This is a genomic window from Arthrobacter sp. 754 (assembly GCF_040548695.1).
Taxonomy (GTDB): Bacteria; Actinomycetota; Actinomycetes; order Actinomycetales; family Micrococcaceae; genus Arthrobacter.
The window spans coordinates 213,900-227,959 of sequence record NZ_JBEPSC010000001.1 but is presented as its reverse complement, the minus strand read 5'-3'; the positions used below and the strand labels follow the sequence as shown (position 1 = coordinate 227,959).

The window sequence follows — 14,060 nt, the reverse complement described above, 5'->3', positions numbered from 1 at the left end:
CGCCGTCGTGCGTTTCCGCTGACGGGCGGTCAGCGGAGGCGGATCAGGATTCGCCGCCTGCGTTGCCGGTGGAACCGGCGTTGACGTTGTGCAGGCGGTACTTCTCGATTGCCTTGGCCGGGGCCTGGGCATCCACTTCGCCGCGGCGGGCCAGCATCTCCAGGGACCGCACCACGATGGAGTGGATGTCGTTCTTGAAGAAACGCCGGGCCGCTGCGCGGGTGTCGGAGAAGCCGAAGCCGTCGGCACCCAGGGAAGCGAACTCGTTGGGCACGAACTGCCGGATCTGGTCCGGGACGGCCTTCATGTAGTCCGAGACGGCAACAACCGGACCGGTGGCACCGGCAAGCTGCTGGGTCACAAAAGGAACACGTGCAGGCTGGCCAGGGTTGAGGAAAGCCTCTTCCTCGGCGGCCATGCCGTCGCGGCGCAGCTCGTTCCAGGAGGTGACTGACCAGACATCGGCCGAGACACCCCAGTCATCCGCAAGCAGCTGCTGCGCACTGATGGCCCAGGGCACCGAGACACCCGAGGCCAGGATCTGGGTCCGGGGACCGTCGATCTTCGCCGGGGCCACCAGGTAGATGCCCTTGAGTACGCCTTCAACATCCAGCTCTTCCGGTTCGGCAGGCTGGGTGATCGGCTCGTTGTAGACCGTCAGGTAGTACATCAGGTTCCGGTCCGTGGAGTCCGGCCCGTACATGCGCTCGATGCCGTCCCGGATGATGTGGCCCATCTCGTACCCGTAGGCGGGGTCGTAGGTGACCACGGCCGGGTTGGTGGAGGCGAGCAGCGGCGAGTGGCCGTCAGCGTGCTGGAGCCCTTCGCCGGTCAGGGTGGTCCGGCCTGCGGTGGCACCGATGATGAAGCCGCGGGCCATCTGGTCACCGGCGGCCCAGAAGGCGTCGCCGGTGCGCTGGAAGCCGAACATGGAGTAGAACACGTAGACCGGGATCAGCGGCACGCCGTGGGTGGCGTATGCGGTGCCGGCGGCGGTGAAGGCCGCCACAGCGCCGGCTTCGTTGATGCCGGGGTGGATCAGCTGGCCCTGCGCCGATTCCTTGTACGCGAGCACCAGGTCGCGGTCCACGGACAGGTAGTTCTGGCCCTTGGGGTTGTAGATCTTTGCCGTGGGGAAGAACGCGTCCATGCCGAAGGTGCGGGCTTCATCCGGGATGATCGGCGCGATGTGCTTGCCGAAGTTCTTGTCCCGCATGAGGTCCTTGAGGAGCCGGACAAACGCCATGGTGGTCGCGGCCTGCTGCTTGCCGGAGCCGCGCTTGGCGACCTCATAGGTTTTGGCGTCAGGCAGGGCGATGTCCTGGTGCTTGGACCGGCGCTCCGGGACGGCGCCGCCGAGCTCGGCACGGCGTTCCATCATGTACTTGATCTCCGGCGCATCCGTGCCGGGGTGGTAGTACGGGGGCTGGTACAGGTCCTTCTCGAGCTCTTCGTCGGTGACCGGAATCCGCAGGTGGTCGCGGAACTTCTTCAGGTCGTCCAGGGTGAGCTTCTTCATCTGGTGCGTCGCGTTGCGGCCCTCGAAGTGCGGCCCGAGTCCGTAGCCCTTGACCGTCTTGGCCAGGATCACGGTGGGCTTGCCCTTGAATTCGGTGGCTGCCTTGTATGCGGCGTACACCTTTCGGTAATCGTGGCCACCGCGCTTGAGGTTCCAGATCTGGTCATCGGTGAGGTCCGCGACGAGGTCCTTGGTCTGGGGGTCCTTGCCGAAGAAATGCTCGCGGACGAACCCGCCGGACTCTGCCTTGTAGGTCTGGTAATCACCGTCAGGGGTTTCGTTCATGATCTTCACGAGCGAGCCGTCGGAGTCCTTGGTGAGCAGGTCATCCCACTCCCGGCCCCAGACAACCTTGATGACGTTCCAGCCGGCGCCGCGGAAGAACGCCTCGAGTTCCTGCATGATCTTGCCGTTGCCGCGGACCGGGCCGTCAAGGCGCTGGAGGTTGCAGTTGATGACGAAGTTCAGGTTGTCCAGGTTCTCGTTCGCTGCAAGCTGGAGCAGGCCACGGGACTCGGGCTCGTCCATCTCGCCGTCGCCCAGGAACGCCCAGACCTGCTGGTCCGAGGTGTCCTTGAGGCCGCGGTTGTGCAGGTACCGGTTGGACTGGGCCTGGTAGATCGCATTCATGGGACCGATGCCCATGGATACTGTCGGGAATTCCCAGAACTCGGGCATCAGCCGCGGGTGCGGGTAGGAGGACAGTGCGTGGCCTTCCTTGGACTTTTCCTGCCGGAACCCGTCCAGGTCCTGCTCGGAAAGCCGGCCTTCCATAAAGGCGCGGGCGTACATACCGGGGGATGCGTGGCCCTGGAAGAAGACCTGGTCACCGCCGCCGGGGTGGTCCTTGCCGCGGAAGAAGTGGTTGAAGCCCACTTCATACAGGGTGGCAGCGCCGGCATAGGTGGAGATGTGCCCGCCCACCCCGATGTTCGCCTTCTGCGCACGGTGGACCATGATCGCGGCGTTCCACCGCATGTAGGCACGGTACCTGCGCTCGTATTCCTCGTTGCCGGGGAACGGCGCTTCCTGGTCCACCGGAATGGTGTTCACGTAGTCCGTGGTGGTCACCATCGGCACGCCAACGCTTTGCGCGCCGGCGCGCTGCAGCAGGCTCCGCATGATGTATTGGGCACGTTCGGTGCCCTGTTCCCTGATCAGTGCGTCCAGGGACTCAACCCATTCAGCGGTCTCTTCCGGATCACGATCAGGCAGCTGGTTAGTTAACCCGCTGAGGATATGGGAGGTATCTTCTCCTGCAGCCACGTCCAACCTCTCTTTGCGCGCATGCATCGGCGCACTCAGGCCGGGCAGGGTAGCTGTCCGGCGCAAACGCGACGTGTGCGACGTATCGGTTACAACAGCCCGGTCATGTGCGCCGGGCAGGGTCCTAGCACGCCTATGCCTGCACCGGGTTCCAGGGTGGTCGCCCCGCAGGCATAGTTGTCACAGCCACTCTAGCTGTGACTTCCGCGCGATGCGTAGCCGCGTCCGTGGCATCGCTGTTGTATTTCGCGGTCATACTGGTTGTGTGACGAAACCCTTTGCCATGCGGGTGCCGGCACCGGATGTGACGCAGAATATGGCGGATCGCGGTGGCGCCAGCTTGAAGCGCAGGCTCAAAGGGTGTTGGCTTGGAGTAATGGAAATCACTATGCGCACTGCATGTATTAGGCATTGGAGGAACACGTGAGCGAGGCCGACGCCGCCACTTCGGTAAATGTGGCGGAAAAATTGGGTTTCAAAAACGGGGATCTGATTCAGGAGTTCGGTTACGACGACGACGTCGATTTCGACTTACGTGACGATATTGAGGACCTCACCGGGTCCGAGCTCCTTGATGAAGACGACCATGACGTCGTTGACGCCGTCATCTTTTGGTGGCGGGACGGCGACGGGGACCTTGTCGATACGCTCATGGATTCACTGACCACCCTGAGTGAGAACGGTGTTGTCTGGGTGCTGACCCCAAAGTCGGGCAGGCCGGGCTATGTGTCGCCGGCGGAAATCCAGGAAGCGGCACCCACAGCCGGGCTTCACCTCACCACCTCGGCGGGTGTCTCCAAGGACTGGAGTGCAACCCGGCTGGTGAGCAGGAAGAACAAGTGACGGCAGCGCTTTCAACTGCCGGCATGACTGTTCCGGCGGTAGGGGAGCCCGCGCCGGATTTCGAACTGGCCAACCAGTTCGGTGAACCTGTCAGGCTGTCTTCCTTCCGCGGGCAAAATGTGGTGCTGGTCTTCTACCCGTTCGCTTTCTCCGGCATCTGCACGGGTGAACTGTGCGAGATCAGGGACAACCTGTCTGTGTTCGAGGACGCCCGGGCAACCGTCCTGGCGGTGTCCGTCGACAGCAAGTTCAGCCTGCGGGCGTATGCGGAGAAGGAGGGGTACGGCTTCGACCTCCTCGCCGACTTCTGGCCCCATGGTGCCGTCGCTGAGGCGTACGGGGTCTTCGACCGGGAGAGCGGAATGGCCCGTCGCGGGACCTTCATCATCGACGCCGCCGGAACCATCCGCTACGTGGTGGTGAATCCGCGGGGCCAGGCCCGCGAACTTGCTGAATACCGCGATGTTCTGGCGGGCCTGGAACAGGCCTGAGCCGGCATGGACCAGCAGCGGCGCGGCATTGGCCTGACGGGCTTTGCCAGCCTGCCGGCAACTGACCCTGCCCCGCTGTCCGACGAGCACCGGGACGTCCTGGAGCAAATCCGGGACCTGGTGGCCGGCAGACGCCTGGCACTGCTGACCGGCGCTGGACTGAGCACGGATTCCGGTATTCCGGACTACCGGGGCCCGGACTCGGTGCCGCGGTCGCCCATGACCTATCAGGAATTCGTGCGCGACGCCGCCAACCGCCAGCGCTATTGGGCCCGGAACCACATTGGCTGGTCCCACCTGCGGCGCGCCGATCCCAATCCGGGGCACCTTGCAGCCGCAGAGTTGGAGCGGCGTGGTCTGCTGACGGGCCTGATCACCCAGAACGTGGACCGGCTTCACGAGGACGCGGGCAGCCGGAACGTCATTGACCTCCACGGGCGCTATGACCAGGTGGTTTGCCTGGACTGCGGGCGGACGTACAGCCGGCGCCTGATGGCGGGAATGCTGGAAGAGTTGAATCCCGGTTTCCTGGAGCAGGCCACCGGTTCGGGCCTGGTGGAAATGGCCCCTGATGCGGACGCCATTGTTGAGGATGCGGCCCTGATCGGCAGTTTTGTGGTTGCGGTGTGCCCTGCCTGCGGCGGCAGGCTGAAGCCTGACTTTGTCTACTTCGGGGAAAACGTGCCCAAGGAGCGGGTGGCAGCCTCCTACGCCACCGTGGACGCCGCCGAAGCGCTCCTGGTTGCCGGCTCGTCCCTGACAGTGATGAGCGGGCTGAGGTTCGTTCGGCATGCTGCAAAGGACGGCAAGCCGGTGGTGATCATCAACCGCGGCGAGACCCGCGGCGACCAGCATGCAACCATCAAGCTCCACGCCGGAGTGAGCGAGGCCCTGACCTGGCTCGCAGCCGAACTTCCCGATCTCTGAGCCTCCTGCGGGGCAGTGCGCCGATTGGCTTTTGCTCCCGCAGGTCAGGTAGAGTTTATGTTCGTTGGTTGACGCGCCGTGGCGCGGAAATCGGCGGTTTGGGTCTTTAGCTCAGCTGGTAGAGCGCCACGTTTACACCGTGGATGTCATCGGTTCGATCCCGGTAGGACCCACCACGAAGCCCCCGTTGTTCCCGGCTTACAGGCCAGGAGCGGCGGGGGTTTTCCCGTACCACGGCACCCCTTGATCCAGGCGGCGGACAAACCCTTCCGCCTTTTTGTCGGTGCCGGTCCCTAGAGTTCCTGAAATGGAATACGTAGAGGTCAAAACGTCGAGGGAAGGGATCCCGACGGCGGTGCTGAGCGAGGGCAGGGAGTGGGCTGTCGGCGCCGAAACCGTCAGGTGGTTCGAACGGGTCAGCTGGTGGGAGGCGCAGCGCCGCATGCCCAAGGGGCTGGGCCGGGTGGATGTCGAGGTTCTGCAGGTCCAGGTGAGGCTGGGATCCAACCCGCATTCCGCGCTGACCACCATGGTTCTTGAGCGCGACGGCCAGGGCGGCGGCTGGCGGAAGAGAGAATCCCTTGCCAGCGCTGCGTGAATTCGGGCGGCAGTTTTTGGGCATTGGAAAACCCTCCACCGCGACTATTGGGGGATGCCGCGGTGGAGGGCCTGAGATGAATATACCGTGAACTTCCGGAAACAAAAAACGGCAATACTGGAACAGTCCTTGAGCCGGCGTGATCCGGCAAGAAACTGACGCGCCTGGCGGCAGTGTACCGGCCATCTGTCCGCCTGCTCGGACGGATCACTGATCCAGCCCGCGCTCATACCCCTTCCGCACGCGCTGGAGGTACGACACCAGTTCCTGGAGCCGCTCCGCGGCCCAGGGCAGCCTGGCGCTCAGCTCCTGACTCTTTTCCTGCCACAGGCTCCGCGCTGCAACCTTGGTCGCATCATTGCTGTGGAACTGGGAACCAAGCGCATCCCACCGCCTCGCAAAGTCCCGGACGGCGGGGTCGTCTACAGGCGTATTTGCCGACACGTAGCCCAGGCCTTCTTCAACAAGACCGGCAAACGTGGTCCTGGCATCGTCAACGGCAGCCGGGCCAAGCTCGGCCCGGCGATGCGCCAGTTCGGTGCGCTGTTCCTCAGTGAAATACTTCTCGTACATCGTCATCCCTTCCAAGATGGATATGAGTTGATCGACGGACGGCATTGCACCGCCCATGTTGTCCAGCAAAGCCTGGATCTGGCGTTGAAGGCGCTGCGCCTGCTGCGCCTGGTCACGCAGTGCCGATAACTGGCTGGTGAGTAGCCGCCGCACTGCGAAGACATCGTCCGGCGACGCCGCAAGGACCTCACGGACCTGATCGAGCGACAAACCCAGCGCCCGCAGGGCCCTGATCCGATATAAGCGGCGGACGTCCTCTTCCGAATACCGCCGGTGCCCGGACTCCGTCCGGCCTGTGGCACGAAACAGTCCGATCTGGTCGTAGTGGTGCAAGGTCCGCACGGTGACCCCGCACAGGGCGCCAAGTTCGCCAATGCTCCATGAATGCCCACCGGTCTCCAACATGTCTCTCACTTTAAGACCTGACGTTGCGTCAGGATCAAGCATCAACTGGTAGTACTTGAGGCGCACTGGGTGCGCTGCCAAGAGCGGTGGCGGTCAACCAGGCCGGTGCGCACTCAAAGCCGTGCAGGGGGCTCATCTCCGCCCCCACATCCACGGACGCTACGGCTGGGAGCCATTATGATGGTTAGTGTTCAGCTGAATGAACAAGCAATTTGAGCGCCGCCACGTGCCGATCAAAGGAGAATCATGGCCGATTCCCGCACCTCCCGTTCCTCTGAGGGCTTAGGGAGCACCTCTCCGGCACCCGCCGTCACGCGCGCCGCCGCGGTCATGGACGCCCTGGCGGCATCCGCCACCGGGAGGCTTACACTCAGTGACCTGGCCCGGGAGCTGGGCATTCCCAAGTCGTCCACGTCCAACCTGCTGCTGGCTCTCGAAGAGGCAAGGCTGATCAGCCGCCAGGGGGCGGAGTTCACTCTGGGCCGGAAGCTGGTGGAACTCGGTGCGGCCTACCTGAGCCGGCTCGACGAGGTTCAGGAGTTCTACCGCTTCTGTGAGCAGGCGCCGACTCTTTCCGGGGAAACCGTCCGCATTGCCATGCTCGATGGCACGAACGTGATCTACCTTGCCCGTTACGAAGGGCACCCGGCCGTCCGCCTGACCTCGAACATCGGCGACAAAATGCCGGTCTCGCTGTGCGCCGTGGGTAAGGCGTTGATTGCCCGGCTCCATGATCACGATATTGAGAGCATGTTTCCTGATGACGTCCAGCTGCCGGTACTGACGCCGAAGTCACTGCGGACCGGCGCCGAGCTTAAGGCCCAGCTGAAGACCATCCGGGAGCAGGGCTATGCATTTGAAGACGAAGAATCCACCACCGGCGTGGTCTGCCTGGCCGTCTCGGTGCCCACCCGCGGCGCCCATGGCCCGAGCCTCGGCCTGTCAGTTACCGCACTGAAGGCCACCTACTCCGCGGAGCAGGGTTCCCAGATGGTCAAGGAACTGAATGAACTTGCACGGTCCCTGGGCAATCCCATGGGCTGACCGAGGCCCAGTGGCTGCTCTGACCTGCGCCTGAAACCTGCGAGAGACCAAAAGAGCACGCCGGACCACTTGCATGGTGTTCAACTTGCTGTACTCTGTTCAATATAGTGATCGACGCCACGGGTGTCCTTGCTATCCCACCAGGCCAACGGGGGCCTGGAGTGTTTTTGAGGGAGTTCTTGTGACAACTCGTACTAAATCACCGCAGGCAGAACTGGACGGCGCCGTCGTCGATCCTGACCAGCTGCGAAGGGCAACACTTGCCAGTTCCGTAGGTTCCGCTCTGGAGTACTACGACTTCTATATTTACGGGCTGGCCTCAGCCCTGATCTTCGGACCGCTCTTTTTCTCGCCGCTGGGCGAAAGCGGGGCGGTCATCGCCTCCTTTGCCACCTACGGAGTGGGCTTCGCGGCCAGGCCGTTCGGCGGAGTCGTCTTCGGCTACATCGGTGACAGGTTCGGCAGGAAGATGGTTCTGATCCTCACCATCGGCCTGATGGGCATGGCCAGCTTCGCCATAGGACTCCTGCCCACCTTTGAGCAGGCCGGCATGCTGGGCGCTGTGCTGCTCGTGGCGCTGCGCATCCTCCAGGGCCTGGGTGCCGGGGCCGAGCAGGCAGGTGCCACCACCCTGATTTCAGAGGTGGCCCCGCGCCGCCGTCGCGGTTTCTTCGCTGCGCTGCCGTTCGTTGGAATCCAGCTGGGCACCCTGCTGGGAGCCGGCACCTTTGCCCTGATGGCGCTGGCAGATAAGGATGTCCTGCAGGGCTGGCTCTGGCGGGTCCCTTTCCTGGCGAGTGTCATCCTGATTGCCATTGCCGTCTTCATCCGGCTCCGGCTCAAGGAAACCCCGGTCTTCCAGGAACTGGAAAAGCACAAGGCCGTGGCCAAGAATCCGGTGGGCCACATCTGGCGGCACTCGAAGAAGAACGTGCTCATCGGCATCGGCCTGCGCATGGGGGAGAACGGAAACTCGTCCATCTACTCCGCGCTCCTGGTATCTTTCATCAGCCTGCCCGCCGGTGTCTTCGCCGGCGATAAGTTCATTGGCCCCACGGGCCTGCTCATCGCGGCAGGGTTCGCTGCGGTCATGGTGGTCACGTTCGGTGCCCTGTCAGACCGCTTCGGCCGCGTTCCGGTGTACCGTTACGGCGCGCTCTTCCAGGCCGCCATCGCCCTGCCGGCCTTCTATTTGGTCACCCTGGGCAACGTCACCCTGGTCTGGGTGGTCATGGTGGTGGGCATCGCGCTGGGTGTGCAGTCAATGCTTGGTCCCCAGTGTGCCCTCCTGCCGGAACTCTTCGGCGCCCAGCACCGCTTCACGGGCGTGGCACTGAGCCGCGAGCTCTCCGCGGTGATGGCCGGCGGGTTCGCTCCGATGATCGGTGTGGCGTTGCTTGCCGCTACCGGCCACTCCTGGCTGGTCCCCGCCATCTACTCCCTGGTCCTGGCGCTGATCTCATTCGGCACCACCTTCTTCACCCCCGAAACGGTGGGCCGGGACCTGGTCCTCGTGGAGGACGCCAGCTAAAGGCACCGCACGCAAAGAAGGCGGCCTTCCCGGAATGGGAAGGCCGCCTTCTTGGGTTTGGCAGCTCAGTAGAAGTGGACCGGGTCCACGAGATGGGGAAGGTCGCCGCCGTCGAGGAAGGTGCGGAGGTTGCTGCAGAAGCGCTCTGAGATCAGCCGGTTCTCGGCCGCACTGAGGGCCGACGTGTGCGGTGATACCAATACCTTGGGATGGGCCCACAGCGGACTGTCCCGGGGGAGCGGCTCAACGGCAAAGACATCGAGGCAGGCGTAGGACACCTGGCCGTTGTCGAGCGCCTCGAGCAGGGCGTCCTCATCCACAACAGTGCCGCGGCCCACGTTCACGAGCACCGTTCCCGGCTTCATCGCCGCAAACACGTCGCGGCTGAACAGCTTCTCCGTGTAGGGGGTCCCGGGCAGGGTGTTCACCACGGCATCGGCGGTGGAAAGGAGCAGGGCGAGTCCGTCATTGTCCGAAACCTCTTCGATTCCCTCAATCGGCTCCACCGTGCGTTTGGTGCCGCTGACTTTCATGCCCAGGGCGCGTGCGATGCGGGCGGTCTCCAGGCCTATTTCGCCGAGGCCGGCCACCACCAGCGTGGAACCGCTCACCAGCCGCGTGGGCGTCCGCAGTTCGGGCCACACCCTGGCGGCCTGGTCCCGGGCCAACTCGGCGCTCCGCTTGAAGCCGTTGAGGATCCCCAGCGCGGCGAACTCTGCGAGCGGCAGCGCGTGTACCCCTGCGGAGGTGGTGACCTTGAATTTCCGTAGTGTTTCCTGGTCCAGTCCAGAGGCCTTGACTGCGCCGCCGGCGCCGGCGGCCATGGCGTGTACCCACTGGAGCCGCGGATTTTCGCGTGCGATGCGGGCAAGGCCCGCGGGACTTTCGTTGGGCAGGCCGTACAGTACCTGCGCTTGGTTGAGCATGGCCCAGTACCGCTCCTCCTGCCCGGGAGTGCGCTTGAAATCCGGGTCCCCGGAGTGGTCGGCCGGGAAACGTTCCGGCGGGAGGAGCTCTGGCTCGTAAAGGACGGTTACGGACGGGTCTACGGCTCGGATGCGGTCCACGAACTCTGCTTCGAGCGGGACGGCGATCGCGACAGTGATTTCAGTCGTCATAGTGTTCATCATACTGAATAGAGGCTAGGATATTGGACAGATTTCCCTTCATTAACCACACGACGACGTGAGCCGAGGACATTGTGGATATAAAAAAGGCAGGCTTCGTGGGCCTGGGCAATATGGGCCTGCCCATGGCGAAGAACCTGCTCCTGGCCGGTTGGGAGGTCACCGGCTGGAACCGATCATCGGGGCCGGTGCAGGACTTTGTGGGGCAGGGCGGGCGCGAAGCACCTGATGTTGCCTCGCTGCGCGACCTGCCCGTCATAGCCTTCATGCTCCCGGACCTGCCCTTCATCGAGGAGGCGGCGTCGGAACTGCTGGCGGGCTGGGCGCAAAGGCCACCGGCCGCCGGCACCGCGGTGGTGGTTTTGAGCTCCGTCTCTTCCGCAAAAGTCCAGGACTTCGGGCGACGGGTCCGCGAGGCGAGCCACGGCAGGGCCGCCGTGGTGGATGCACCGGTCAGCGGCGGGACAGCAGGTGCATCCGAGGGGACCCTGGCCATAATGGCCGGAGGGGCGGCCGGGGACTTTCGGCGGCTCGAAGCGTTCTTCGGTGCAATGGGAACCACGGTAAGGCATATGGGCCCGCTCGGATCGGGGTCACTTGCCAAGGCATGCAACCAGCTCCTCGTAGGGACCACGACGGCGGCGCTCGCCGAGGCGGCAGACCTGGCCGAACGTTCCGGCATGGATCCGGGAGCACTTTTCGAGGTTTTGGCGGGCGGCCTGGCCGGCAGCCGCGTCCTGGAGATCGTGGGTCCGCGGCTGGTCCGGAAGGACTACACCCCCACAGGCCCTGCGAAATTCATGCACAAGGACCTTTCCTTCGTCCTGGAATCCGCACGGGCAGCCGGTGCCGCCGTGCCGATGGCGACGGCCGCAGAGGAACTCTACGCCGAACTGAAACGCCAGGGACTCGGGGACCTTGATCTCGCCGTCGTCCGAAAGACCATTTCCAATCTGGGTGACCATCAGGCAGCCACGACCAACTGAGGAAACAAGACGCCATGACTTCACTATTTGACCTGACCGGGCGCGTTGCCCTGGTGACCGGTTCGAGCCGGGGGATAGGTAACGCGCTGGCGCGGGCGCTGGCCGACGCCGGTGCCACAGTGGTGCTGAACGGCATCAATACGGAGCGGTTGAAGGCTGCGGAAGTGGTGTTGGCGGCTGATTTTGCGCCCGGCCGTATCCACAGCGTCGCGTTTGATGTCACTTCTGATGCGGACGCGGCCCGCGGGGTTGCGTGGGTGGAAGAGCATGTGGGTCCCCTGGAGATCCTGGTGAACAATGCAGGGATCCAGCACCGGGTGCCGATGCTGGACCTGGACGTGGCCGACTGGGAACGGGTGATTGCGACGGACCTGACCAGTGCATTCCTGGTGGGCCGGGAGGCTGCCCGGCATATGATCCCGCGCGGGCACGGCAAAATCATCAACATCTGCTCGGTCCAGACGGACCTGGCCCGGCCCACCATCGCCCCGTATGTTGCGGCCAAGGGCGGACTGCGGAACCTGACCCGCGCCATGACGGCAGAATGGGCGGCCTCGGGCCTGCAGATCAACGGGATTGCACCCGGGTACATCCACACGGAGATGACGCAGAACCTGGTGGACGATGAGCAGTTCAACTCCTGGATCCTAGGCAGAACCCCGGCCAACCGTTGGGGGACCGTGCAGGACCTCGCAGGCCCTGCCGTTTGGCTGGCATCGGACGGTTCGAATTTCGTCAACGGGCAGACCATCTTCATCGACGGCGGAATGACGGTGGTGGTCTGATGTCAGTGGATACAGCACTGCCGGTTACGGGGTTGGCCGTCGTGGCCCACGCCGCTGGCGACCTTCGGATCGACGAGCTCCCGCTCGCGGCGCCCGCCTTGGACCAGGCCGTCGTCGAGGTCCGGTACGGGGGCATCTGCGGCTCGGACCTGCACTACTGGCTGCACGGCGCGGCGGGGGAATCTGTCCTGAAGGCCCCGCTGGTGCTCGGGCACGAGATTTCCGGGACAGTGGTCCAGGCTGCCGCGGACGGGACCGGCCCTGCGGCGGGGACGCCTGTAGCGGTCCACCCGGCCACCCCCGGCCCTGGCACGGGCGCAGCGGCGGGCGTGCGGTATCCGGCGGACCGGCCCAACCTTTCCCCGGGGTGCACGTATCTGGGCAGTGCAGCCCGGTTCCCGCATACGGACGGCGCATTCAGCCGCTACGTCAACCTGCCTGCCCGGATGCTCCGGGCGCTGCCGGAGGCGCTGGACCTTCGCATGGCGGCGCTGATCGAACCCGCTGCGGTGGCCTGGCACGCGGTGGCTCGCGCTGGGGACGTAAAAGGCAAAACGGCCCTTGTGATCGGCTCCGGTCCCATTGGCGCGCTGGTTGTCGCGGTCCTCAAGCGTGCCGGCGCAGCCCGGATCACCGCCGTCGACATGCATCCCAAACCGTTGGAGATCGCGGGGGCGGTGGGGGCTGATGAGGTGATCAACGCCGCTGACGCGGAAGCGATCAGCGACGTGCAGGCCGACGTCGTCATTGAATCCTCCGGCAGCCACCACGGGCTGGCCTCGGCCATCCAAGGCGCAACCCGCGGCGGCACCGTGGTCATGGTGGGGCTGCTGCCCGCCGGCCCGCAGCCGGTCCTGATCTCGCTGGCCATCACCCGCGAACTGGAGCTGAAGGGTTCGTTCCGCTTCAACAACGAGATCGACGAGGTCATCGCCGCGCTCACGGACGGCTCACTGCACATCGGCCCGGTCATCACCCACGAATACCCGGTGGAGGAAGCACTCGAAGCATTCGCCGTCGCCAGGAATTCCGCAGAATCCGGCAAGGTCCTGCTGGATTTCCGGCCGGTCAGTTCCGGTGCCTGATTCCTGCGCTGCCTGATTCCTGCGGCGCCTAGTTCCTGCGGACGGGGATGAACACCCGAGGCTGATCCGTCCAGGTATCGGACATCCGCGTCATGGTGCGCCGCATGATCCGCTCGGAGGCCTCCCTCGCAGCCGGAGCATCGCCCGCGGCCACTGCTTCGGCCAGGTCAACGTGCCACTGGAGTGCGCCCTCGTGCGGGTGGTCCGGCATCAGGCCGTGGACCGTGCGTCCGGTCAGGGTTTCCGCTACCTGCCCCATCAGGTTCGCGAACATCTCGTTGCCCGAGCCGGACAGCAGGATCGAGTGGAACGCTATGTCCAGGTCGAGGAACCGCGGAACGTCGCCGTCGTGGCCTGCGTCGCGCAGGGCGTGGGCGATGTCCACCAGCTCCCGGCGCAGCGGCGCGGGGGCGTTCATGGCGGCCAGTTCCGCCGCTGCGGGCTCGACGGCGGACCGCAGCTCTGCCAGCGACCGCAACTGTGCGCCGCGGCCCTCGCCCGACAGCCGCCAGCGGATGACCTGCGGATCAAAAGGATTCCAGCGGCTCGGCGGCAAGACACGGATGCCGACGCGCTTGATGGTTTCCACCAGGCCCAGTGACTGGAGGACCCGGACAGCTTCACGGACCACCGAGCGGGAAACGCGGAGCTCTTCCTCGAGGTGCTCTGCCAGCATGACATGTCCGGTGGGGAGGTCGCCCGTGATGATCCGGGTGCCAAGATTTTCAATGGCACGGTGGTGCAGGCTGGTCGACATGCAGACAAGCCTAGACTGGGAAACGGCCGGCCGTGTTCCATAAAGTGGTCCCCGCTTTCCCGAAGCCGATTGAATATATATGCTTTATTCGGACCCCATGGTTCGTGCCAGCCTGCTTCGCAC

At 64.6% G+C, this 14,060-nt stretch carries 13 protein-coding genes and 1 tRNA gene; 10 read left to right on the top strand and 4 right to left on the bottom strand.

What is annotated here, in order from left to right:
* Positions 1-43: 43 nt before the first annotated feature.
* Positions 44-2,812: a pyruvate dehydrogenase (acetyl-transferring), homodimeric type gene (gene aceE, locus ABIA70_RS01125; protein WP_354145789.1), complete on the bottom strand. Its 2,769-nt coding sequence runs from the start codon at positions 2,810-2,812 to the stop codon at positions 44-46.
* Positions 2,813-3,208: 396 nt separating this feature from the next.
* Between aceE and ABIA70_RS01120 the strand changes: the two genes are divergently transcribed.
* The 5 genes from ABIA70_RS01120 (at position 3,209) to ABIA70_RS01100 (ending at position 5,644) form a co-directional block, all read left to right on the top strand.
* Positions 3,209-3,628, top strand: coding sequence for a DUF3052 domain-containing protein (locus ABIA70_RS01120; protein ID WP_337349229.1), 420 nt, complete (start codon positions 3,209-3,211; stop codon positions 3,626-3,628).
* A gap of 23 nt (positions 3,629-3,651) precedes the next feature.
* The gene (locus tag ABIA70_RS01115; RefSeq protein ID WP_502917164.1) at positions 3,652-4,119 is read left to right on the top strand and encodes a peroxiredoxin; all 468 of its coding nucleotides are present in this window, start codon (positions 3,652-3,654) and stop codon (positions 4,117-4,119) included.
* Positions 4,120-4,125: 6 nt separating this feature from the next.
* Entirely contained in the window at positions 4,126-5,046 is a 921-nt protein-coding gene (locus tag ABIA70_RS01110) for an NAD-dependent protein deacetylase (protein WP_354145787.1), read from the top strand.
* Positions 5,047-5,146: 100 nt separating this feature from the next.
* A tRNA-Val gene (locus ABIA70_RS01105) sits at positions 5,147-5,222 on the top strand.
* A 131-nt stretch (positions 5,223-5,353) separates the two neighbouring features.
* Positions 5,354-5,644, top strand: coding sequence for a hypothetical protein (locus ABIA70_RS01100; protein ID WP_354145786.1), 291 nt, complete (start codon positions 5,354-5,356; stop codon positions 5,642-5,644).
* Between the two features lie 207 nt (positions 5,645-5,851).
* Here the strand turns inward: ABIA70_RS01100 and ABIA70_RS01095 are convergent, their stop codons facing one another.
* A complete protein-coding gene (locus ABIA70_RS01095; protein WP_354145785.1) occupies positions 5,852-6,622 on the bottom strand; it encodes a MerR family transcriptional regulator in 771 nt (256 codons plus the stop codon).
* A 246-nt stretch (positions 6,623-6,868) separates the two neighbouring features.
* On the opposite strand from ABIA70_RS01095, the gene ABIA70_RS01090 reads away from it, so the two are divergent.
* Both ABIA70_RS01090 and ABIA70_RS01085 read left to right on the top strand, forming a co-directional pair.
* The gene (locus ABIA70_RS01090; protein ID WP_354145784.1) at positions 6,869-7,666 is read left to right on the top strand and encodes an IclR family transcriptional regulator; all 798 of its coding nucleotides are present in this window, start codon (positions 6,869-6,871) and stop codon (positions 7,664-7,666) included.
* 181 nt (positions 7,667-7,847) lie between these two features.
* Positions 7,848-9,197 carry an MFS transporter gene (locus tag ABIA70_RS01085; protein WP_354145783.1) on the top strand — a complete coding sequence of 450 codons (1,350 nt, stop codon included), beginning with the start codon at positions 7,848-7,850 and terminating at the stop codon, positions 9,195-9,197.
* Between the two features lie 65 nt (positions 9,198-9,262).
* On the opposite strand, the gene ABIA70_RS01080 is transcribed toward ABIA70_RS01085, so the two are convergent.
* The gene (locus ABIA70_RS01080) at positions 9,263-10,327 is read right to left on the bottom strand and encodes a D-2-hydroxyacid dehydrogenase (RefSeq protein WP_354145782.1); all 1,065 of its coding nucleotides are present in this window, start codon (positions 10,325-10,327) and stop codon (positions 9,263-9,265) included.
* A 71-nt stretch (positions 10,328-10,398) separates the two neighbouring features.
* Here ABIA70_RS01080 and ABIA70_RS01075 point away from each other — a divergent pair, with 71 nt between their 5' ends.
* Genes ABIA70_RS01075 through ABIA70_RS01065 form a run of 3 tightly spaced genes read left to right on the top strand, consistent with a single transcriptional unit; the run spans position 10,399 to position 13,180 of the window.
* Entirely contained in the window at positions 10,399-11,310 is a 912-nt protein-coding gene (locus tag ABIA70_RS01075) for an NAD(P)-dependent oxidoreductase (protein WP_354145781.1), read from the top strand.
* A 14-nt stretch (positions 11,311-11,324) separates the two neighbouring features.
* A complete protein-coding gene (locus tag ABIA70_RS01070) occupies positions 11,325-12,095 on the top strand; it encodes an SDR family oxidoreductase (protein WP_354145780.1) in 771 nt (256 codons plus the stop codon).
* A complete protein-coding gene (locus tag ABIA70_RS01065; protein WP_354145779.1) occupies positions 12,095-13,180 on the top strand; it encodes an L-idonate 5-dehydrogenase in 1,086 nt (361 codons plus the stop codon). Before ABIA70_RS01070 ends, ABIA70_RS01065 begins: the two co-directional genes overlap by 1 nt.
* Positions 13,181-13,208: 28 nt before the next feature.
* Here the strand turns inward: ABIA70_RS01065 and ABIA70_RS01060 are convergent, their stop codons facing one another.
* Positions 13,209-13,937, bottom strand: a complete 729-nt coding sequence (locus ABIA70_RS01060) for a FadR/GntR family transcriptional regulator (RefSeq protein WP_354145778.1) — start codon at positions 13,935-13,937, stop codon at positions 13,209-13,211.
* Between the last annotated feature and the right edge of the window lie 123 nt (positions 13,938-14,060).